The sequence below is a fragment of the Candidatus Tectomicrobia bacterium genome (genome assembly GCA_016192135.1).
GTDB lineage: Bacteria > UBA8248 > UBA8248 > UBA8248 > UBA8248 > 2-12-FULL-69-37.
Window position 1 is genome coordinate 97087 of the sequence record JACPUR010000038.1, and the last position, 19906, is coordinate 116992.

General features: G+C 69.5%; 18 protein-coding genes. 13 read left to right on the forward strand and 5 right to left on the reverse strand.

The annotated features are described in order from the left end of the window. The first annotated feature begins 195 nt into the window (after positions 1–195). Positions 196–2706, forward strand: coding sequence for a ComEC family competence protein (locus tag HYZ11_16130; GenBank protein ID MBI3129135.1), 2511 nt, complete (start codon positions 196–198; stop codon positions 2704–2706). Then, positions 2703–3266, forward strand: a complete 564-nt coding sequence (locus HYZ11_16135; protein MBI3129136.1) for a hypothetical protein — start codon at positions 2703–2705, stop codon at positions 3264–3266. The genes HYZ11_16130 and HYZ11_16135 overlap by 4 nt, the downstream gene beginning before the upstream one ends. A 476-nt stretch (positions 3267–3742) precedes the next feature. Here the strand turns inward: HYZ11_16135 and HYZ11_16140 are convergent, their stop codons facing one another. Then, positions 3743–5431: a thiamine pyrophosphate-binding protein gene (locus HYZ11_16140; GenBank protein MBI3129137.1), complete on the reverse strand. Its 1689-nt coding sequence runs from the start codon at positions 5429–5431 to the stop codon at positions 3743–3745. A 159-nt stretch (positions 5432–5590) separates the two neighbouring features. Between HYZ11_16140 and HYZ11_16145 the strand changes: the two genes are divergently transcribed. Together HYZ11_16145 and HYZ11_16150 are read left to right on the forward strand one after the other, a co-directional pair. Beyond that, a complete protein-coding gene (locus tag HYZ11_16145; protein ID MBI3129138.1) occupies positions 5591–6352 on the forward strand; it encodes an NAD-dependent deacylase in 762 nt (253 codons plus the stop codon). Between the two features lie 22 nt (positions 6353–6374). Beyond that, positions 6375–7640, forward strand: coding sequence for a histidine--tRNA ligase (locus tag HYZ11_16150; GenBank protein MBI3129139.1), 1266 nt, complete (start codon positions 6375–6377; stop codon positions 7638–7640). Between the two features lie 150 nt (positions 7641–7790). On the opposite strand, the gene HYZ11_16155 is transcribed toward HYZ11_16150, so the two are convergent. Both HYZ11_16155 and HYZ11_16160 read right to left on the reverse strand, forming a co-directional pair. Further along, positions 7791–8705 carry a GNAT family N-acetyltransferase gene (locus HYZ11_16155; GenBank protein ID MBI3129140.1) on the reverse strand — a complete coding sequence of 305 codons (915 nt, stop codon included), beginning with the start codon at positions 8703–8705 and terminating at the stop codon, positions 7791–7793. Next, complete coding sequence (locus tag HYZ11_16160) at positions 8698–9093, reverse strand: FxsA family protein (protein ID MBI3129141.1); 396 nt, start codon at positions 9091–9093, stop codon at positions 8698–8700. The genes HYZ11_16155 and HYZ11_16160 overlap by 8 nt, the downstream gene beginning before the upstream one ends. A gap of 371 nt (positions 9094–9464) precedes the next feature. On the opposite strand from HYZ11_16160, the gene HYZ11_16165 reads away from it, so the two are divergent. From HYZ11_16165 to HYZ11_16175, 3 genes are all read left to right on the forward strand, one after another. Continuing rightward, on the forward strand, positions 9465–10169 hold the full coding sequence (locus HYZ11_16165) for a hypothetical protein (GenBank protein ID MBI3129142.1): 705 nt from the start codon (positions 9465–9467) through the stop codon (positions 10167–10169). 175 nt (positions 10170–10344) lie between these two features. Then, positions 10345–11406 carry a zinc-binding dehydrogenase gene (locus HYZ11_16170; GenBank protein ID MBI3129143.1) on the forward strand — a complete coding sequence of 354 codons (1062 nt, stop codon included), beginning with the start codon at positions 10345–10347 and terminating at the stop codon, positions 11404–11406. Between the two features lie 99 nt (positions 11407–11505). Then, complete coding sequence (locus HYZ11_16175; protein MBI3129144.1) at positions 11506–11979, forward strand: OsmC family protein; 474 nt, start codon at positions 11506–11508, stop codon at positions 11977–11979. A 178-nt stretch (positions 11980–12157) separates the two neighbouring features. Here the strand turns inward: HYZ11_16175 and HYZ11_16180 are convergent, their stop codons facing one another. Further along, positions 12158–13018, reverse strand: coding sequence for a dienelactone hydrolase family protein (locus tag HYZ11_16180; GenBank protein MBI3129145.1), 861 nt, complete (start codon positions 13016–13018; stop codon positions 12158–12160). Positions 13019–13338: 320 nt separating this feature from the next. Between HYZ11_16180 and HYZ11_16185 the strand changes: the two genes are divergently transcribed. Beyond that, positions 13339–14040 (forward strand): TIGR04282 family arsenosugar biosynthesis glycosyltransferase, encoded by a 702-nt coding sequence (locus HYZ11_16185; GenBank protein ID MBI3129146.1) that lies wholly within the window; start codon positions 13339–13341, stop codon positions 14038–14040. Here HYZ11_16185 and HYZ11_16190 read toward each other — a convergent pair. After that, positions 14037–15944, reverse strand: coding sequence for a potassium transporter Kup (locus HYZ11_16190; protein ID MBI3129147.1), 1908 nt, complete (start codon positions 15942–15944; stop codon positions 14037–14039). The two genes, HYZ11_16185 and HYZ11_16190, sit on opposite strands and share 4 nt — an antisense overlap. Before the next feature lie 282 nt (positions 15945–16226). On the opposite strand from HYZ11_16190, the gene HYZ11_16195 reads away from it, so the two are divergent. The 5 genes from HYZ11_16195 to flgM all read left to right on the forward strand — a co-directional run bounded on the left by HYZ11_16195 (position 16227) and on the right by flgM (position 19793). After that, complete coding sequence (locus HYZ11_16195) at positions 16227–16757, forward strand: LytR C-terminal domain-containing protein (protein MBI3129148.1); 531 nt, start codon at positions 16227–16229, stop codon at positions 16755–16757. 200 nt (positions 16758–16957) lie between these two features. Then, positions 16958–18310, forward strand: a complete 1353-nt coding sequence (locus tag HYZ11_16200; GenBank protein ID MBI3129149.1) for an amidohydrolase family protein — start codon at positions 16958–16960, stop codon at positions 18308–18310. A 42-nt stretch (positions 18311–18352) separates the two neighbouring features. Then, complete coding sequence (locus HYZ11_16205; GenBank protein ID MBI3129150.1) at positions 18353–18784, forward strand: ester cyclase; 432 nt, start codon at positions 18353–18355, stop codon at positions 18782–18784. Positions 18785–18934: 150 nt separating this feature from the next. Continuing rightward, positions 18935–19417 (forward strand): hypothetical protein, encoded by a 483-nt coding sequence (locus HYZ11_16210; protein ID MBI3129151.1) that lies wholly within the window; start codon positions 18935–18937, stop codon positions 19415–19417. Positions 19418–19454: 37 nt separating this feature from the next. Then, a complete protein-coding gene (gene flgM / locus HYZ11_16215; GenBank protein ID MBI3129152.1) occupies positions 19455–19793 on the forward strand; it encodes a flagellar biosynthesis anti-sigma factor FlgM in 339 nt (112 codons plus the stop codon). The last annotated feature ends 113 nt before the right edge of the window (positions 19794–19906 follow it).

The following is a 19906-nucleotide window of genomic DNA, read 5'->3' on the forward strand; positions in this document are numbered from 1 at the left end:
CTGTAGGGGCAGGCCCCTGCGCCTGCCCCCTCGGGGGCGGCTACTTCGGGGTCCCCAAGCGGCCCGCCGCTTGGGGTGGGGGGGGCCGCCCCTACGGATATCCCGCCGGGGCAGAGTCTTCCGCACCCGCGTGATAGGATTCCCTAATCGGATGCCTGAAACGGCCGGCAAGCCCACGGAGAGGAACCCGCCGCCTTGCACCCTCTCGATTTCCTGACGCTGGGCTACGTGGGCTCCCTCCTCGCGGAGGCCGTCCCGGCCGGGACGGGCCAGGCGGGCGCGGCGCTGGCGGCGGCGCTCCTGCTCGGCCTGGGGGCCCTGGCGGCCCGGATGAGCGAAGGGAGGCTCCCGGGGCTGGGGAAGGCGGCTCTCCCCCTCCTCCTGGCGGCCTCGGGCGCCCTGGCGGGAGCGGCGGTGCCCGCCTTCCACCGCTGGATGGTCCCCTCCCACCACCTCCTGAAGAATCTCCCCTATGGAAGAATCAACCTCATCGGGCACCTGGCGCAGCCCCCCGAACGGAGCGAGGGGCGCGGCGGCCGCCGCCCCCGGCTCACGGTGGAGGTGGAGCGCCTCGTCGTCCGGGGGGTGGATGTCCCCGCCCGGGGCGCCGCCCGCATCACCCTCTCCTCCGCGTTGGAGCGGCCCCTGGAGGTGGGTGATCGCGTCCTCATCCGGGGCGTCCGCCTCTACCCGCCCCGCCGCTACCTGAACCCGGACGGCTTCGACTACCGCGAGTTCATGCGCCTCCTCGGGGTGCACGCGACGGGCTTCGCGCATCCCCGGTCCGTCGCCCGGCTCGAATCCCGGGAAAAGGCCGCGTGGCGGCGGGCCCTCTTCGGGGTGCGGGAGCGGATGCGCGCTCACTTCCGGTCCGCCCTGCCCGAGGACGCGGCGGGCCTGCTGGAGGTGATGACGATCGGCGTCCGCGAGGAGCTGGACCCCGAAATCCGGGCGGCGTTCCGCCTGACGGGCACCGCCCACCTCCTCGCCATCAGCGGCCTGCACGTGGGCTTCATCGCGGCGTTTTTCTATTTCGTCCTGAGGCGGACCTCCCGCCGGCTCCCGCCGGCGTGGTTCCCCTACCGCCCGGTGGTCCTCACCCCGGATAAGGCGGCCTCGCTCGGCACCATTGCCATGATTGTGCTCTTCGCCCTGCTGAGCGGGGCGAGGGTGTCCACCGTGCGGGCGGCCATCATGGGCGTGGCCTACCTGACGGCGCGCGTGCTGGAGCGGAAGGGTGGCGCGTTGCACTCCGTCCTGCTGGCGGCCCTCTTCATCCTCCTCATCGAGCCCGCCTTCATCTGGGACGCGGGCTTCCAGCTCTCCTTCGTCGCGGTGACGGCCATCATTCTCTCCGTCCGGCGCGGGCCGCTGGCCCAGCCGGAGGGGGAGGGCGGGCGGAAGCCCCGCTGGCGCCTCTGGCTCAAGGAGTTCGCCTGGGTCCAGCTCGTGGTCTCGACAGCGGTCGCGCCCCTGACGGCGTGGCACTTCCAGGAGGCCCATCCCGTCGGGCTGGCGGCCAACTTCTTCCTGATCCCCATCGCCTCGCTGGCCGTGCCCCTGGCCTTCCTCTTCGCCCTGGCCGGAGCCCTGCTGCCCCAGGCCCTGGAAATTCTGCTCCTTCCCTTCGACGCGCTCCTGGCCCTCCTCGCGCGGGCGATGATCCTGCTCACGCGGTGGGGCGCGGCCCTGCCCGGAGGCTCCTGGACCGTGCCGCCGCCCTCCCGGGAGCTGATGCTCGGCTTCTTCCTGGCCTTCCTGGCGGCCCTCGGCGCCCGGCGCGCGGCGTGGCGGAGGGCGGGCTGGGCGGGAGCGGCCGCCGCCGTCCTCTGGATGCTGCTCCCCTCCCCTTTGTCCTTCGGGGGGCGGGCCGCCGCGACGGGACGGACGGCCCTCCTCCTTCCGGACGGAGGCCGGGCGGACATCTTCCTCCTGCGGCTTCCCGACGGCCGGGGATTCGCCGTGGACGCCGGAGGCGCGAGCGGAGGCTTCGACACCTGGAGGAACGTGGTGGCCCCTCTCCTTCGGCGGGAGGGGGGCACGTCGTGGGAAGCCCTCTTCGCCTTCTCGCCGGCGACGGCACCCCTCGCCGCGCGCGAGCTCGGCTCCGCCATGCGGCTGGCGCGGACCTTCGGCCCGGATTTCCTGGAGAGCGAAGGGCGCCGCGCCCCGGGCGTGACGGGCGCGCCCCGGGTGGCGTGGGAGACATCTTCTCCACCGGCGCGCCTCCGGCTCCTGCGGTGGCCGGGCGGAGCCTCGGCCTTCGAAGTGACGCACGGCGAGGCCCGGTGGCTCCTGTTCGCGGGGCGGGTCTCGGGCGCTTTTGACGCGGATACCCTGCCCGGCCGAGGATATGATGTGATCCGCCTGCCCGAGAGCCTGCTCGAGCGCCGGGACGTGCTGGACTGGCTCTCGCGGGCGCGGCCCCCGGCGATCATCGCCTCACCCTGGCGCGGCGGCGGGCCGCCTCCCCGGGACTGGCGGGAGACCCGGGCGCGCCAGCACGCGCTCGGGGTGTACCGGCCCTGGCGGCGCGGGATGGCCCGCCTCGAAACCGCCGGCGGGCCCATCGGCCGGGGCGGCGAGATGGTCCGCTACGAGATGGCGGCGTCCTGGCCCGCGGCCTCCCCGGGCCGCTGGACGGCCTGGCGTCCGCGCGGCCCCCTGAGCGCGGACGAGACGGACGCCTCCGAGGAAGACGAATGAGCCCTCCATCCGAGACGGTCTATTACTCCCGCCGAAAGCTGGTGTGGTGGTGCTTCGGGCTCTCGGCCCTGTGGGCCTGCCTCTTCGGGCTGTTCTACGTGAACGTCCAGGAGGGACGGATGGCCGAGAAGGCCTCCCTGGCGGGCGAGTCGCGGGCGCGCGAGCAGGAGATCGCCCGGCTGCGGGCCGAGAACCGCACCCTCGAGGACCGCGCCGCGAAGCTCCAGGGCCGGACCGCGGAGCTCTCGGAAAAGCTCGGGAAGCTGGCCCCGGCCGAGCCCGTGATGGAAGAGCAGCTCTTCCCGCTGGGGACTGCGGTCGAGATCGTGCCGGGGCGGCTCTTCCTCACCGCCGCGCGCATCGAAGGAGAGAGGGTGCGCCTGCGGCTGGCCGCGATCGCGGCGGGGGGCGCCGACCTGGGCACTCGCTCCCTGCCGCCCGGCGAGCCGTGGACGTTCACCTTCGCCGAGGGGAGCTACACCCTCCTGGTGCACGAGCTGTCTAGCCAGCCCCCCGGCGCGAAGATATCCGTCCGGAAGAATCCCGCCGCTAAGCCGTGAGCGCGCATCTGATGCCGCGAGAAGCGCCTGCGGGATGTCCGCGCAAAAAAAATCCCCTCCCGTCTCCGGGAGGGGTCCTGCGGTATAAAGGGTTCGGCATAAACATCGATGATTGCGTGGCGGAGGAGAGCCGACCCGATCGACTGCTCCATCCGCCTGCCAATCGAGACGTGCCGCCTAGAACGCCCCGACCAGCACCACTCTAAATAGCAAGCGGCGTGCCAACCGCCTCGGCGCCGGAACGCACTGATTTTTCAAGCGTGCTGCCGCGCGGGCCCCGCGGCAAAAGAACATTTTGTCAGAGGCGGACGGATCGGCGATGGCAAGGCCGGTGACAAATGGTCAATTTTCGCGGGGAAAAAGGCGGGATGGGGCACGGGCCAGGGATATCCCGCACTGCCTTTCCGTAGAAAACCTCGGCGGGGGGTTTACCGCGCACTGGCGCGCGGCTTGGCGGAGTGTCCCGCGCGGACGGCTCAGCTTCCGCCTGGCCTCCCGGCGGCGCTGAAGGTCCGGGCGGCGCGCTCCCAGCGCGTGGAGAGAACGTCGGGCGCGATGGGGCAGTCCACGACGTGGACGCCCCCTTCCTGGAGGGAAGCCTTGAGGGCTCCGCGGAGGCTATCGGCGGAGGTGACCTTGTGTCCCTTGGCGCCGAAGGCCCGGGCGAGCGTCGGGAAGTCGGGGTTGTTGAGGTCGGTGCCGATGTAGCGCCCGCCGAAGACGTGGGTCTGGGAGTGGCGCAGTGCCCCGTACTTCCCGTCGTTGAAGATGAGGAAGGTGATGGGGAGGTTGAGCGCGGTGGCTGTGGCGAGCTCCCCGCAGACCATGGTGAAGCTCCCGTCCCCGATGATGGCGCAGACGGGCCGCTCGGGCGCGCCGAGGCGGGCCCCGATGGCCGCGCCCAGGGCGTAGCCCATGGACTGGTAGGCCTCCGACAGCAGGATGCTCTTGGGGCGGTATATCTCGAACGCCTGCTCCATGAGCCAGCTCTGGGTGGCCGAGGAGTCCGAGAGGAAGATGGTGTCGGGCGGCATGGCCTCCCGGACGGTTTTCATCACGAAGAGGCCGTGGAAGGGCGGCGCATGGGGCTTCGCCAGGAAGGCCGCCAGCCGCTCGGCGTAGAGCCGCCGCCCGGCGCGGATGCGCACGTGCCCCTCCCCCAGCGGAGCCTCCCCAATATCCTCCAGGCGCTTGAGGATCCCCTGCAGGGCTTCCCTCACGTCCCCCAGGACGCCGAGCGAGGCGGGGTAGTTGCGCCCGATGCGCTGGGGGTCCACGTCCACCTGGATCATGTTCCTGGGGATGGGCGTCTTGTAGTAGGAAGTGGCGAACTGGCCGAAGCCCGTCCCCAGGGCGAGGCAGAGATCGGCTTCCCGCAGCAGCTCCTCGCAGCCCTCGAAGTGATAGAGGCCGAAGGAGAGCGGATCGCGCTCCGAGAGCACCCCCCGCGCCTTGATCGAGGTCACGACCGGGGCCCCGAGCCGGGCGGCCAGGAGCTGCACCTCCCGCTCGCAGCCCGCGATCACCACCCCCTGACCCGCGTAGATGACGGGCCGCTTCGCGGCGCGGAGCATGGAGGCGGCCTGGTCGAGCGCCTTCTCGTCCGCCTTGGGCAGGGGATCCGGCTGGGGGAACTCGGGGGCGCGGAGCACCCGCTCCTCCTCGGCGGAGAAGAGGTCGGACTTCATCACCACCTGGACGGGCCCGGGGCGGCCGGCCCTGGCCCAGCGGTAGGCGGCCTCGACGGCGGGGGCGATGCCGGCCACGGAGCCGGGGACGAGGACCTTCTTCACCACATGATCGAGGGCGCGCTCCATGTCCACGTCGTGGATGGCGCTGCGGTCGCGCATCTTATCGGCCAGGGCCGAGGTGACGGCCACCACGGGCACGGCGTCCTCGCGGGCCGACTGGAGGGCGGTGGCGAGGTTGGTGCCGCCCGGCCCCGGGACGGTGAAGACGGCGCCCGTCTTCCCCGAAACCTTGGCGTAGCCGTCCGCCGCGAAGCCGGCCCCCTGCTCGTGCCGGGTGATGATGGGGGTGATGCCCGGCTGATCGATCAGGGCGTCGTAGAGGGGGAGGGTGAGGGTCCCCGGGATGCCGAAGAGGTACTCCGCTCCGTTCGCCCGGAGGGCGTCGAGCAGGACCTGGGAGCCGGTTCGCGCCATTTCGCCTCCGAGAGAGCGGGATAATGTGGCTGGGACATTAGGAGGCCGCCGTAGGGGTGTCAACCGTACCGTGCCGCCTGGGCCGGGGCGCGCGCAGGTTTGCCTCCCGGCCCCCGATGGACTACTTTCCTCTCGCCGAAGGAGGCCCAGGGAGGCGGGATGTTCAGCCAGAAAGCGGTCGAAAGGCTCAGGGAGGCGCGCTCGATCGTGGCCCTCTCGGGCGCGGGGGTGAGCGCCGAGAGCGGCGTGCCCACCTTCCGGGGGGCGGGGGGGTTGTGGCGCAGCCACGACGCCATGTCCCTGGCCAGCGTGCAGGCCTTCGTCCGCGACCCCAAGCTCGTCTGGGAGTTCTACAACTGGCGCCGCGAGGTGCTCGCCCCCCTCAAGCCGAACCCGGGGCATTACGCCCTCGCGGCCATCGAGGAGCGGGCTCCCCGCTTCACCCTGGTGACCCAGAACATCGACAACCTGCACCGCGAGGCGGGGACGAAAAACCTCGTCGAGCTGCACGGGAACATCTGGCGGGTGCGCTGCTCGGACATGGATTGCGAGGACGCGCTCTTCCCCCGGGAGAACCGCCAGGTGCCCATCGCGCCCCTGCCCCCGGTCTGCGGGCGCTGCGGGGGGCTCCTCCGGCCCCATATCGTGTGGTTCGGGGAGATGCTCGACCCGGAGAACCTGCGCTCGGCCATGCTCGCGGTGAGCGAGTGCGACTACCTCATCGTGGCGGGGACCTCCGCCGTGGTGCAGCCGGCGGCCTCGATGCCGCTGCTGGCGCGGAAGGGCGGCGCCTTCGTCCTCGAGATCAACCCCGAGCCCACCGAGCTGAGCGGACTCCTCGACGAGTGCGTCCAGGCGCCCTCGGGGGAGGCCCTGCCCCGGCTGGCCGAGCTGGCCTACGGGATTTCGGCGCCCGCCTGAGCGGCGCCGCGCGGAGGACGACGTGGCAAGGCCGAAGATCACCTCGGTGCGCGGGGTGCACGACATCCTGCCGGAGGAGACGCCCCGCTGGCAGCGGGTGGAGGGCCTCGCGCGGGAGATCTTCGCCCGCTACGGATACAGCGAGATCCGCATCCCGGCCTTCGAGCGGACGGAGCTCTTCGCGCGCTCCATCGGCGAGGAGACCGACATCGTCAACAAGGAGATGTACACCTTCGACGACAAGGGGGGCGAGTCCCTCACCCTGCGTCCCGAGGCCCCGGCCTCCATCTGCCGGGCCTACGTCCAGCACGCCCTCTACAACCAGCCGGGCGTGGCCAAGCTCTTCTTCATCGGCCCGATGTTCCGCTACGAGCGCCCCCAGGCGGGGCGCCTGCGCCAGTTCCACCAGATCGACGCCGAGGCCTTCGGCTCCGAGGACCCGGCGGTGGACGCCGAGGTCATCGTCATGCTGGCGGATTTCCTCTCGGCGGCGGGGCTGAAGGATCTCTCCCTTCAGATCAACAACCTGGGGGACGCCGAGAGCCGCCCCGCCTACTCCAGGGCCTTGCAGGAGTTCCTCCGGCGGGAGACGAAGGGCATGGGCCCCGAGGTCGAGGCCCGGGTGGAGCGCAACCCCATGCGCTTCCTCGACAGCAAGGACCCGGACCACCAGGCCATCATCGCCCGCGCCCCGACCATCGACCAATTCTGGAACGAGGCCTGCCGGAAGCACCTAGAAACCGTGTGCGGGCATCTGAAGGGCGCCGGCATCCGCTACGAGGTCAACCCGCGCCTGGTGCGCGGGCTGGACTACTACCGCCTGACGGTCTTCGAGGTCACGAGCGCGAACCTCGGCGCCCAGAACGCGGTGTGTGGCGGGGGGCGCTACGACGGGCTGGTCGAGGAGCTGGGCGGCCCTCCGGCACCCGCCATCGGCTTCGCCATCGGGATGGAGCGCCTGCTCCAGCTCATCGGCGGGGCCGGCGAGGGGTCGGCTCCCGCGCTCGACGCTTTCATCGTCCCCCTGGGGGAGCGGGCCGCCGCCGAGGCGTTCGCGCTCGCGGGGGAGCTCCGCAGGGGCGGCCTGCGGGCCGACCTCTCTTTCGGCGGGGGGAGCATGAAGAGCCAGATGCGCCGGGCCGACCGCTCGGGGGCGCCCTATGTGCTCATCCTGGGGGACCAGGAGCTCGACAAGGGCGTCGTCAACCTGAAGCACATGAAAGAAAGCCGCAGCGAGGAAGTGCCCCGGGGCGAGATCCTGCCGAAATTGTTAGCGGATCGGCGGTAGGAGATCTTGCTTGTTTTCCCCTCCCCCGAGTTCTTTGGGGCGTGGGGGAGGGTCGGGGTGGGGGAAACCTTCTCGATGGCTTTTCCCTCTCCCTACCCCCTCCCGGAGGGAGGGGGAGAAATACAGATGCTCTCTTGAACGAAAGAAAGATTACGCCTCCCACTCGTACACCTGTAACGCCCCCCGCTCCTCGAAACCCATCCGCCGGTAGAAGGCGGTGACGGGAATGTCGGCGTCGTCGGCGATGAGCTCCAGGGCCGAGAGCTTCAACTCGCGCGCCCTGTGGGCGGCGGCTCCGATGAGAACCTTCCCCCACCCCTTTCCCCGGTACTCGGGCCGGACCCCGATATCGGGGACGTAGGCGGTCCGGTCCCCGGCCCGGAGGCGGAGGGGGTCCACCGCGAGCACCGCCATGCCAATCAACCCCGAGGGCTCCGCCAGCGAATCGAGCAGGAGGCAGTTTTCGGGCGAGGCGTCCTCCTCCTCGAACCAGGCGGCGATGTCCCGCCCGGCGTGAGGCCTGAAGTTCCACATCTTCGAGAAAATGGCGCTGTAGAGCCCTGCGGCGGGCTCCAGGTCGGCGGGCGGCACCAGGGGCCGGACGACGTAGCCCGGCGGGAGGCGCGGATAGGGTACGCTCTCCAAATCCCCCCGGCGGAAAAGGCGCAGGGTCCGGAGCCTCCGGCCCCCCGTCGCGGCGAGGAAAGCTTCCGGAAGTTCTTCCTGGAAATACCCCCAGACGCCGCCCAGGCCTTCCTCGCGGGCGGCCTCCTTCACGGCACGGAGAAGGGTCTTCCCGATGCCCTTCCGGCGGCGGGACGGGGAGACGAAGAGGGCGTCCAGGCAGAGGCGGCCCCGGGCCCGGGTCTCCCGGTCCGGCGCCGTCCGGGCGAAGCCGGCGGCGGCGCCCGGCGGGCCCGCCAGCCAGGCGCGGCACCCGGGGGGGAGGAGGAGCGGCTCTCCCGGCTTCCCGGCCGCGCCGGGGCCGAGCGCCTCCTCCAGGAGGCGGCGGAAATCGGCCTCGCCGGCCGGCTCGCGGGGGTCGAACCGCCGGGCGTCAGCCATGGTGGTAGAAGCGGACCTTGCCTTCGCGGACGGAGCGCTCGAGGCGCTCCATGGCCCAGCGCCGGATGGAGGCCCGGACGGCGGGGACCATGAGGGAGAGCCCCATCAGGTCCGTGAGGAGCCCCGGGGTGAGAAGGAGGACCCCGCCCGCCAGCACAAGGGCGCCGTCCACCAAGGGAACGGCGGGGACCCTCCCCTCGGCCATCTCCCGCTGGATGTTCCTCAGCACCGAGAGCCCCTGGAGCCGGGCGATCCAGGCCCCCACCACCCCGGTGAGGATGACGATGCCGAGGGTGGCGAGCATCCCGATCCGGCCGCCGATCTCGATGAGGATCATCAGCTCGAGGAGCGGAATCGCGGTGAAGAGAAGAAACAACCGGAAGAACACGGTGAATGCCTCCTGGCGGGGCCACACGCCCCGCGGCCATCCTAGCACGAGGACGGAGGGTGTTCAGGGAGGCATCCCCGCCCCCGCCGGATGTGATACATTCCCGCCCGGCGTTCCTTTCATGGAGACGGGGCGATGGCCGGGGCGTGGCCGGGCTTTTTCCGGGGGCTGCGGCGCCTTCTGGGGGGGCCGAGCTTCCAGGATCACCTGGAGGCCTCCGCCGAAAAGCTCAAGCAGAGCCCCATCGAGATGCGTTGCCCGGCCTGCGGCAAGGTGGTACCGTTCCGGGATCGATGCCCGAATTGCGGAAGTCCTCGTCACTCTCCCGTGGATGAGCGCGTCTGAGGCGCTCCAATCCGAAAGAGAGAGCCTTGAAGGAAAGCCGCAGCGGTCGGAAAAGGAAGGATTTCCCGGGGACCGCCGCCGCCCCGGGCGGGGGACGCCCCTGCTCGCCCATCCTCGATTTCTGCAACGCCCCCCTCGAACCGGAAACCTGGCAGGCCTCCTGCCTGGACCTCCTCCGCCGCGAGGGGGTGCTCCCCTTCACGTTCGCCAAGGACGAGGAGGAGTCCCTCAAACAGTTCACCTTCAACGGCGCCCGGGTCACCTTCGGGAACGTGGAGTTCCTGCGGGGGCGCTTCGGACGGATACTGGGGGACATCGCCGGGGAGGGGAAATTCGCCCCCAAGGACATCGAGCTGCTGAACGCCGCCCTGGCCCAGGCCCGGGGGATGCGCTTCCGCCTCGACCGCGTGCTCTCCCCCACCCGGGACGCCGAGGACAGCGTCTTCCTCCGCCCCCTCACTTTCGACCTGGAGTTCCTGCTCCATTTCGCCGTCGCCCGCTTCCTGTCCGGGCTGGAGCCCCAGCGCCTGAAGAAGTGCCCGAATTGCGCCCGCTTGTTCCTCCTGGACGCCATGCACCGCAAGCGCTTCTGCACCGACTCCTGCCGGACGGGGTTCCACAACCGCATCCGGGTCGAGACGGGCCGCCAGGCCCTTTACATGCGGCGGCGGCGGGAGGCCATCCGGCTGAAGGCCCAGGCCCTGCCGACCGAAATTCCCACCGACCTGTAACGTCAAGGACATGCGCAGATCGTGTAACGGGCTGTTCCGGCGTCACTTTCATGTTGCGCGCCGATTCGAGCGGGCGGGCGGAACCGGGGCGGGCTTGCGCTTCGGTCCGCGGATTGGGATATCATCCTGAGCCTTCATCGGCCGGACATCGTCATCTTTCTTGGGAGAGCGGGGAATGCCTGAAACCATGCGCGCCATGCGTATCCACGAGCTGGGGGGGAGCTTCAAGCTGGAGACGGTTCCCGTCCCCCGGCCCGGCCCGAACGAGGCCCTCATCCGGCTCCGGGCGACCGGCCTGGGCCTCACCCTGGTCATCATGCGGAAGACCCCGGGGCTCATCAGCCACTACCCCCGGACGATGGGGCACGAGATCGCGGGCGAGGTGGTGGAGATGGGGTCCGAGGTCCAGGTGGTCCGGCCCGGGGACCTGGTGACGGCCCACTTCTACCTGACCTGCCACAACTGCAACTTCTGCCGGAGCGGCCGGGAAACCCTCTGCCCCGACTTCCGGGGCTACGTGGGGCTGGCCCACGACGGGGGTTATGCCGAATACATGACGCTCCCCGCCGTGAACCTCTGCAAGATCCCGGAGGGGGTTTCGGCCCTCGATGCCTGCGTGGCGGCGGACGCCATCTGCACCCCCTACCACAACTGCGTGGCCGAGGCCCAGATCAAGCCCGGGGATCAGGTGGCCATCGTGGGGGCGGGGGGCGGGGTGGCCATCCACGCCGTCCAGATGGCCCAGGTGTGCGGCGGGCACGTTATCGGGGTGGACGTCTCGGAGAAGAAGCTCGAGACCGTCTCCCGGCTCGGGGCCTTCGCCGTGGTGAACCCCTCGAAGAACGACCCGGTGGAGGAAATCCTCTCCCTCACCCAGGGCAAGGGAGTGGACGCCTACATCGACTACGTGGCCACCAGGCAGACCCTGGAGGCGGGCCTCGCCTGCCTCGCCCGGGGCGGAAAGCTGGTCATCGTGGGCTTCCGGCCGCCGGCTGCCTACAAGGGCGTCTCCCCCAGCTTCACGGTGGACCCCCTGGAGCTCCTCAGCCGGGGCCAGGAGATCCACGGCTCGCGCTACTGCTCGATGCTGGAGCTCCGGCAATCCCTGGAACTCGTCCGCCAGGGGCGGATCAAGCCCGTCGTCACCGAGACCTTCAAGCTCGAGGAGACCGAGAAGGGCTTCCAGATGCTTGAAAAGAACGAGATTACCGGGCGCGCCGCAGTGGTGTTCGGATAGGCGGCGCTTCCCCGGCATATAAAGCGGGCGGCCCGGGGGGGGTCATGAGGCGGGAAAAATCCTGGCGGAATCCTGATTCGGCTGCGTAGGAGGGATCGCATGGCCAATACGACCGATACCGTGATGGCGAAGCAGGAGCGCCGCGTCCGGGCGCAGTGGAAGGGGAACTGCAAGGTGGAGCTCAAGGCCCGGAGCCTCGCCTGGATGGCGGACGAACCCAAGGCGGCGGGAGGGGAGGATGCCGGGCCCACCCCGCGGGAGATGGCCCTGGGGGCGCTCGCGGCCTGCGTCACCATCGTCACCCATAAAGTGGCCGAGGATTTGAAGTTCCGCTATTCGGACCAGTCCATCGAGGTCCGGGGCACGGCCGACCCGCGCGGGGCCAAGGACGCCGACAACGGCATCAGCCCCAACTTCGACCATGTGCAGGTCAAGATCACCCTGGTGACGGACGAGCCCGAGGAGCGCGTGGCCGAGCTCAAGCGCCAGCACAAGGGCCGCTGCCCCATCTCGGCCCTCTTCCGGGAGAGCGGCTGCGGCCTCGAGGAGGAATGGATCGTCAAGCGGCCGTGAAGGGGGAAGATTGCAGGGGCGAGGCATGCCTCGCTCCATACGGATGCGGCCGCGCGATATGCCCCGTAGGGGCAGGCCCCTGCGCCTGCCCTGCGAGACAAGGGCGGCCACGTGCGCCACACAAAAAAGGGGGGAGCCCACCGGCTCCCCCCTTCCCTTTCGCGCCAACTGCCGCTGTCTAACCCTTCAGGTGCTTGTTCAGGAAGGCCACCGTCTTCGCCCAAGCGTCATCGGCCGCCTTCTGGTTGTAGCGGGCGCCGCCGGTGTCGTTGTGGAAGGCGTGCTCGACGTTGGGGTAGGTTTCCGAGACGAAGTTCTTCCCCGCCTTCTTCAGGGCGTCCAGGTAGGCCGGGACGCGCTCGTTCACCCGCTTGTCGTTCCCGGCGTAGATGAGGAAGAGAGGAGCCTGGATCTTGGGGACCACGGCGGGGTCGGGCGGGAACCCATAGAAGGCCACCGCCGCGTCGAGGGTGGGCTCGTTCGCGGCGAGGAGGTTCACCATCGCCCCGCCCCAGCAGAAGCCGACCGTTCCCACTTTACCCCCGGCGACCTGGGGGGACTTGTTGAGGAATGCCACTCCGGCGCGCAGGTCGGCCAGGGCGTCCTCGCGCGCGAGGTCGCGGATGGCGGCGATGGCCTGCTCCTGGACGGGCGGGGTTCCGCCCTTGCGGGAGAGGAGGTCCGGGGCGATGGCGTGGAGGCCCGCCACGGCGGCCTTCCGGGCCACATCGCGGATGTGGTCGTTCAGGCCCCGGTTCTCGTGGATGACGATCACCGCGGGGAGGGCCCCCGCTCCCTTGGGCCGGGCCTGGTAGGCCTTCACGGGGCCCGCCGGGCCCGGGTAGCTGACCTCTCCCGCCTGCAGCTTGGGGTCATCGGGGGCGACCTTGGCGGCTTCGGCGTTACCCTCCAGCAAGGGGAGGATGGAGGTGGCGGCCGCGGCGCCCCCGGCCAGTTGGGTCAGCCGGCTCATGAACTCCCGGCGGGGCATGGGGGTGTGCCGGAACTCGTCGTACAGGTCGATGATGGCGCGGTTCATGCCGTTCTCCTCGGTCGGATGGGGCGGCGCGCCTCGCGCCCGGGGGCCGAGGCTTCGGGTGTGTCTTTACTAACACGCGGAGGGGGGTTCGAGTTTCGGCGGCTTTCTATGCCAGGCGGGCCTTCGCGTAACGGGCGAATTCCGCGAAAATCCGTCCACGCTGGACCGATTTTCATCTGCATCCTATTTTCGGAGCGGGTGGCCCTGAAACGCCATGAAGGGAGGCTTCGCATGCCGGCTGCGAGGGAAGGTGCCGCAATCCACCCGCGTCCCGCCTCGGGCGCAACCGCGGCGCGGCCGGCCAGGGCGAGGGAGAGACGGTGACACCCCGCGAGTGCCTCATCCTCTTCGCGCGCCCGCCCCGCCCCGGCCAGGTGAAGACGCGCCTCTCCCCCCTCCTGGGCCCGGAGGGCGCGGCCGGGCTCTACGAGGCCTTCCTCCTGGACGCCGCCCGGCTGGCGCGGGAGTTTCGGGCGGCGCGGCCGGGCCTTGGGCTAGTGGCCGAATGGGCGCTCGGGGAGGGAGAAGACGCCTCCGCCCTCCCCCTCTCCGCCTGGCTCCCCGGGCCCTTCCGTCACCGGGCCCAGGCGGGAGCCGACCTGGGGGCGCGGATGGCCTCGGCGCTGGAGCGGGCGCTCATGGAAAGCGCGGCGGCCGTCCTCATCGGGACGGATTTCCCCGACCTTCCGGCGCGCATCCTGGCCGACGCCTTCGACGCGCTCGCGGCGCCTTCCTCGAAGCCGGTCCGCGCGGCCATCGGGCCCGCCGGGGACGGCGGCTACTACCTCATCGGCCTGAGCGCGCCGAGGCGGGAGATCTTCGAGGGCATCGCCTGGGGGACGGAAGGGGTGTTCGACGCCACGGTGCACAAGCTGCTGGCGCTGGAGGCGGAGGTTTCGGTCCTGGACCGCTGGGAGGACGTGGACTCCCCCGCCGCCCTGGAGGCGCTGCGCCTGCGGCTGGCGGCCCGGCCGGCGGAGGTGGCGCGGCACACCCGCGAATGGCTGGGGGGAGAACCTTAAATTTCGAGTTGAACACCGAATTCGACCACGCGGTCGGAAGGAATCCGGAAGTAGAGCGCGGCGCTGCGGGAATTGCGGGACATGAACATGAAGAGTTCTTTCCGCCAGCGCGGCATGCCGGACGCCCTTTGGCGCCCGATGAGGAGGGTTTCCTTGCCGAGGAAGTAGGAATGCGTTCCCTCCCTGAACTTGAAATCCTTGAAATCGATCTGCAACAGGGCGGTCGGCACGTTCGGGTCCTGCATGAAGCCGTAGCGGAGCTTGATCCGGTACATGCCGTCCGCGACCACTTCCATCTGCGCCCGCTCTCTCCAATTGACGGCGGGGATCTCCTCCACGATCACCGAGAGCAGGATCACCCGCTCGTGCAGGACCTTGTTGTGCGCCAGGTTGTGCTGCAGCGTCGCCGGGATGCCCCTGGGATTGCCCGTGAGGTAGATGGCGATGCCGGGCACGCGGACGGGCGGGCTCTTCCGGATCGTCTCGAGGAACTCATCGACCGACTGGGTTTCCTCGCGGAGCTTGTCGCTCAAGTACTTTCTCCCGCGCGCCCAAGTGGTCATAAAAGCGAAGACGGCGGCGGCGACCGTGAGGGGGAACCATCCGCCCGACGCGATCTTGACGATGTTCGCCCCGAAGAAGGCCATGTCCACGATCAGGAAGGCTCCGATCAGGATGAGCGCCGGGAGAGCCCCCCATCTCCAGAATTCGCGCACGACGAAATACAGCAGGACGGTCGTGACGAGCATGGTGGTGCTCACCGCCACGCCGTAGGCGTTAGCCAGGTTGCCCGACCGCCGGAACGCCAAGACGAGGGCGATCGTCCCTATCAGCAGGACCCAGTTCACGACCGGGACATAGATCTGCCCGATCTCCTCGGGGGAGGTGTGCTGGATGGTCATGCGGGGGGAGTAGCCGAGCTGGATCGCCTGACGGGTCAGCGAAAAGGCGCCCGAGATGACGGCCTGGGAGGCGATGACCGTCGCCGCCGTCGCGAGGAGGACCAGAGGGTAGAGAGCCCACCGCGGGGCCATGTGGAAGAAAAGGCTGGGAAGCACGTCGGGGCTCCGCATCAGCAGTGCCCCCTGCCCCAGGTAATTGAGCACGAGGGCCGGAAGCACGAGGCCGAACCAGCCCATCCGTATCAGCCGCTTCCCGAAGTGCCCCATGTCGGCGTAGAGGGCCTCGCCGCCGGTGACCACGAGGAAGATGGCGCCAATCACCCCGGTGCCCTCCAGGCCATGGGCCATGAGGAAACGAAAGGCGTAGCGCGGATCGATTGCCAGCAGAACCTGGGGCGACTTCATGATGGAGACGACGCCGAGGGCGCCGATGGTGAGGAACCAGATCGTGACCACGGGCCCGAAGAGGAACCCGATCCGCTCCGTGCCCCGGTGCTGGGGCAGGAACAGCGCCACCAGGATGGCCAGGGAGATGGGAATCACGTAGGGCTCGAACAGGGGCGTGGCCACGTGCAGGCCCTCGACGGCGCTCAGCACCGAGATGGCCGGGGTGATCATGCTGTCCCCGTAGAGGAGGGCGGCGCCGAACAGCCCGAGCGCGCTCAATGCATACCGGCGCCGGCCGGTGATCCCCTGCCTCTGTATCACGAGCGCCATCAGGGCCAGGATGCCTCCCTCCCCGTGGTTGTCGGCCCGGAGGACGAAGGCGAGATATTTGATTGAAATAACCAGGATGAGGGACCAGAAAATGAGGGACATCACCCCCAGAATGTTGGCCTGCGTCAGAGAGAGGCCATGCTCGCCGAGGAAGGACTCCCGCACGGCGTAGAGGGGACTCGTCCCGATGTCCCCGTACACCACCCCCAGCACGGCCAGCAGGTGCGGGGCGAGGCGCGAGAATCCCTCGTTGTGAGGCGCGCCGTTCGTCTTCGGAGGTCTCATAAGGGCTCTTATGTCGTCGTGGGCCACTCGCCCCGGAACCAGAGGCGAGCATCCCCGGCAACTCCGAAGGGGGGAGTCAGCCCGGCCGGATCCAGGTCAGCGCGACTCGCCTAAGGAAGATGAACATCAATGAGTTATGCACCAAAAGAAAATTAGACCGTATCTCGCCCAAAGCCGGGATGACAAAATATCCCGCCCCGCCGTCCTCTTGCGAGGGCGCAAGTGAAATGGGATCATTCCGCCGATTTGTCAAGCACGCGTAAAGTACCGGTGGAGGCGGCGATGATTTCCGTCCGGCGCCTGGCGGCCTTCGGCGTGGCCGCGGCGCTCTGGGTTCTTCCGGCTTCTCCGGCCCCGGCCGCCCAGGGGGAGGACATCCTCTCCTCCGAGCCCGGGCGCATGGCCTCCCGCCCCGGCGAGGACGCCCTGAGCACCCTGCCCCCGGCGGGGCCGGCCGGCCTCCCGCCGGCCGCGCCTTCCCTTTTGCCAGTGACCCCCAAGGCCCCTGCCGGGGCGGGCGTCGAGGTGCTGAACGGGAGCGGCTTCGGCGGCCAGGCCGCCTACTGGGCCGCCCGCCTGCGCGGGCAGGGCGTCGAGGTCGCCCGGGTGGCGGACGCGGACCGCCTGGATCATCCCCGGACGGTCATCTACTATGCGGAAGGGTCCGAGAAGGCCGCCCTCGAGATTCGCCGCCTCCTCGGGCGCAGGGGGAGGCTCCAGGCCGGGAAGCCGGCCGGACGGCACGCCGTCGTCGTGGTGCTGGGCCGCGACCTGCCCGTCGAGGCCCGGGAGGAAACGCCCGGCAAGGATTGAGGATGCCAGTTCTGAAATTTGGTGGCCTGACGCCATTGGCGCGATGAACCTGTAGGGGCGTACGGCCGTACGCCCCTACGAAAAACGCGTCACCGGCCCACATACAAAGGCCAACGCGACGGCTTCAGTAGGCTGTTATGAGGAAGCGGTGAATTTTCCCCCGCCGCGCCTGCCCCGAGCCATTCCCAGAGGACGCCCCGATGAAAGCCGATCTCCTGATCTCCAACGCCCGGATCGTCACGCCCGCTGGGACCTACCGGGGGCACCTCTACGTCGACGGCGGCCAGATCGCGGCCATCACCAAGGAAAAGGAGGCGGGGGCCCGGCGCGAGATCGACGCCGCCGGCCGCTATCTCATGCCTGGGATGGTGGACGAGCACGTCCACATGATGGACCCCGGCTTCACCGACCGGGAGGACTGGACCCAGGGCACCAAGTCCGCAGCCCGGGGGGGCATCACCACCGTCATCGACCACCACCGCAGCGAGCCCCTCGTCTACACCCGGAAGATCCTCGAGGAGAAGACCGAGTACATCCGCTCCCGCGCCGTGGTGGACTACGGCCAGCTCGGCGGCATCGACCTCGACAACCTCGAGCACCTGCGGCCCATGTGGGAGGGTGGCGCGCTCGGCTTCAAGGGCTTCATCTGCGAGCTCCACGGCGTGCCCGACCTCTCGGAGGGCGTGCTCCTCGACGTGATGCGCGAGGTCAAGAGCTTCGGCGGCGTGGTCATGCTCCATTGCGAGAGCGACTCCATCCTGAAGAAGGCCAAGGCCCGGATCGACGCCGAGGGCCGCACCGACTACATGTGCATCACCGAGTGGCGCAACCCCGAGGCGGAGACCGTGGCCACCCTGGACGCCATCTCCCTGGCCGAGCTGACGGGCTGCACGGTGCTCGTGGCCCATGTGAGCCAGCCCAAGCTGCTCCAGGCCATCCGGGACGCCCGGCGCCGGGGCGCGAACATCTACGCCGAGAGCTGCCCGCAGTACTTCTATCTCTCGACCGAGCACCTCAAGAAGTCGGGGCCCTTCGTGAAGTTCACCCCCGTCATCCGGGAGCCCGAGGTGGTGGAGGGCATGCGCGGCGCCCTCGGCCGGGGCATGGTGGACACCATCGGCACCGACCACTGCCCCTTCCCCCGCGCCAAGAAGGAGGCGGGCGTCAAGGACATCCACAAGGCCCCATTCGGCATCCCGGGCTGCGACACCACGGTACGGCTCATGCTGAACGCGGTGAGCGATGGCGTCCTGACCTTGAACCAACTCGTGCGCGTCTGCTGCGAGCAGCCCGCCCGGCTCTTCCGCCTGTATCCCCGCAAGGGCAGCATCCAGATCGGAGCGGACGCCGATCTCCTCCTCGTGGACATGGAGAAGGAGGAGGTCCTCCGCGACGAGGACATCGTCTCCAAGTGCAGATGGACGCCCTTCAACGGCTGGAAGGTGAAGGGCGCGCCCGTGATGACGCTGGTCCGCGGCCAGGTGGTAATGGAGGGCGGGAAGGTCATCGGCGAGGCCGGGTCAGGCCGCCCGGTCGAGCGCGTGGAAGCCTGAGACGGAGAACGGCAAACCCGCCGCCAATTGTGGCCGGGCGCGATGGAGAAGTTCAAGGAAATCCACGAGCGCTGGATCGACATCTGGAACGGGGACCTGGGGCTGATTGTGGAGGTGGTTTCGCCCCGCTTCGTGGGTCGCTGGCCGCCGGTGAGGCCCGATGTCCCCTACGACGTCGTCGGCCCGGCCCGCATGAGGCAGATGGTGGAGATGTCCCGGACGCTCATCCCGGACCTGCGGGTCTCGGTGGAGGCCGGGCCCATCGCCGAGGGCGCCGTCCTGGCGGCCCGCTGGGTGGGCCGGGGCCGCTACGCCGGGGGCATCCGGGGGGCGACGGCCCCGCCCGGCACCGAGGTGGCCTTCTGCGGGTGCGATTTCCTGCGCATCGAGTCGGACCGGATCGTGGAATACTGGGTCAGCTCGGACGGGCTTTCCCTTCTGGCCCAGGTGGGCGCCCTGCCCGGCCAGGAATAAAAATTCCCTCGAATTTTCCCTAAAGTCTCCCCCTCCGGCTGCCGATATAACGCATGGGTATCCTTGGCCCGACGCTGATCTTTTGCCTGATAACGATGAGGATTTCGCGATAGATTCCAGCCGCTTGAACGCCCCCTGGGGATATTTTACGTGAAGATCGCCCCCTATCTTGCGACGAGCATCCAGCGCAGCTACCTGCGTCAGCAGCGCATCGGGGAGCGCATCGCCGAGCTCAAGGGGGCGGACGAAGCGGCCGCTACGCCCCCCGCAGCCCAAGTCGACATCCCGGAGGCGCTCCTCAAGACCTCCCGGACGGGCCGCAAGGACCTCCAGCACGCCAGGGAGGAGCAGCTCGAGGAGCTGACCGGCCGCTTCGTGCAGCGCTTCCTGGAGACTTTCTCCCAGAAGCCCGGCGAGGCCCGGGGCGGGGAGGAGGGTCCGGGGCGCCCCTCCTTCGGGAGGATCCTGGAGAACCTGGATATCCACGTGTACGAGGAGACGGACGGCAAGGGCGGCCTCGTCGTCCAGCGGGAGAGCGGCCAAGTTCTCCTCCACCTGCCCCCCGAGACCCGGGAGGTGGCCACGGAGGAGCTCAAGAAGCTGGCCCGCGACATTCTGCAGGAGTTGATCTAAGCTGCACCGAGCCTGGACGCGCGCAGGGAGAGAAGCCGTGACGGACCTGGACCCCATCCGAAGGAAAATCAGCGGCGAGGCCTACACCGAGTCGCTCCGCAAGAAGGAAAAGGCCGAGCAGGCCCGGGGCGGGGGCCAGAAGGCCAGCGCCGGCGGGGCCGCCCAGGAGGGCGAGCGCGTCGAGGTCAGCGACAAGGCCCTGATGCTGAGCCGCATCCAGCGCGCCCTGGCCGAGATCGCCGACGTGCGCGCGGACCTCGTGGCCGAGATCCGGGCCCGCATCGAGCGCGACGAGTACCACGTCCAGGGCGAGGTCATCGCCGACAAGGTCATCCGCGACGCTCTCAAGGAGATGAAGTCCATCCGCCGGGGGTGATTGGAGAAACGTCCACTTTGACGGATGGGGTCATTTCTCCCTCTCCCGGAGGGAGAGGGGGGTCATGGCGTACGAGCTTTGCCCAATCTTTTACATTTCCCCGCCCTTTTGCT

Bases quoted from the DNA above. Each gene is read 5' to 3' on its own strand.
- HYZ11_16135 (MBI3129136.1), top strand. From the start codon at position 2,703: ATGAGCCCTCCATCCGAGACGGTCTATTACTCCCGCCGAAAGCTGGTG.
- HYZ11_16140 (MBI3129137.1), bottom strand. From the start codon at position 5,431: ATGGCGCGAACCGGCTCCCAGGTCCTGCTCGACGCCCTCCGGGCGAAC.
- HYZ11_16145 (MBI3129138.1), top strand. From the start codon at position 5,591: ATGTTCAGCCAGAAAGCGGTCGAAAGGCTCAGGGAGGCGCGCTCGATC.
- HYZ11_16155 (MBI3129140.1), bottom strand. From the start codon at position 8,705: ATGGCTGACGCCCGGCGGTTCGACCCCCGCGAGCCGGCCGGCGAGGCC.
- HYZ11_16170 (MBI3129143.1), top strand. From the start codon at position 10,345: ATGCCTGAAACCATGCGCGCCATGCGTATCCACGAGCTGGGGGGGAGC.
- HYZ11_16175 (MBI3129144.1), top strand. From the start codon at position 11,506: ATGGCCAATACGACCGATACCGTGATGGCGAAGCAGGAGCGCCGCGTC.
- HYZ11_16180 (MBI3129145.1), bottom strand. From the start codon at position 13,018: ATGAACCGCGCCATCATCGACCTGTACGACGAGTTCCGGCACACCCCC.
- HYZ11_16190 (MBI3129147.1), bottom strand. From the start codon at position 15,944: ATGAGACCTCCGAAGACGAACGGCGCGCCTCACAACGAGGGATTCTCG.
- HYZ11_16195 (MBI3129148.1), top strand. From the start codon at position 16,227: ATGATTTCCGTCCGGCGCCTGGCGGCCTTCGGCGTGGCCGCGGCGCTC.
- HYZ11_16200 (MBI3129149.1), top strand. From the start codon at position 16,958: ATGAAAGCCGATCTCCTGATCTCCAACGCCCGGATCGTCACGCCCGCT.
- HYZ11_16205 (MBI3129150.1), top strand. From the start codon at position 18,353: ATGGAGAAGTTCAAGGAAATCCACGAGCGCTGGATCGACATCTGGAAC.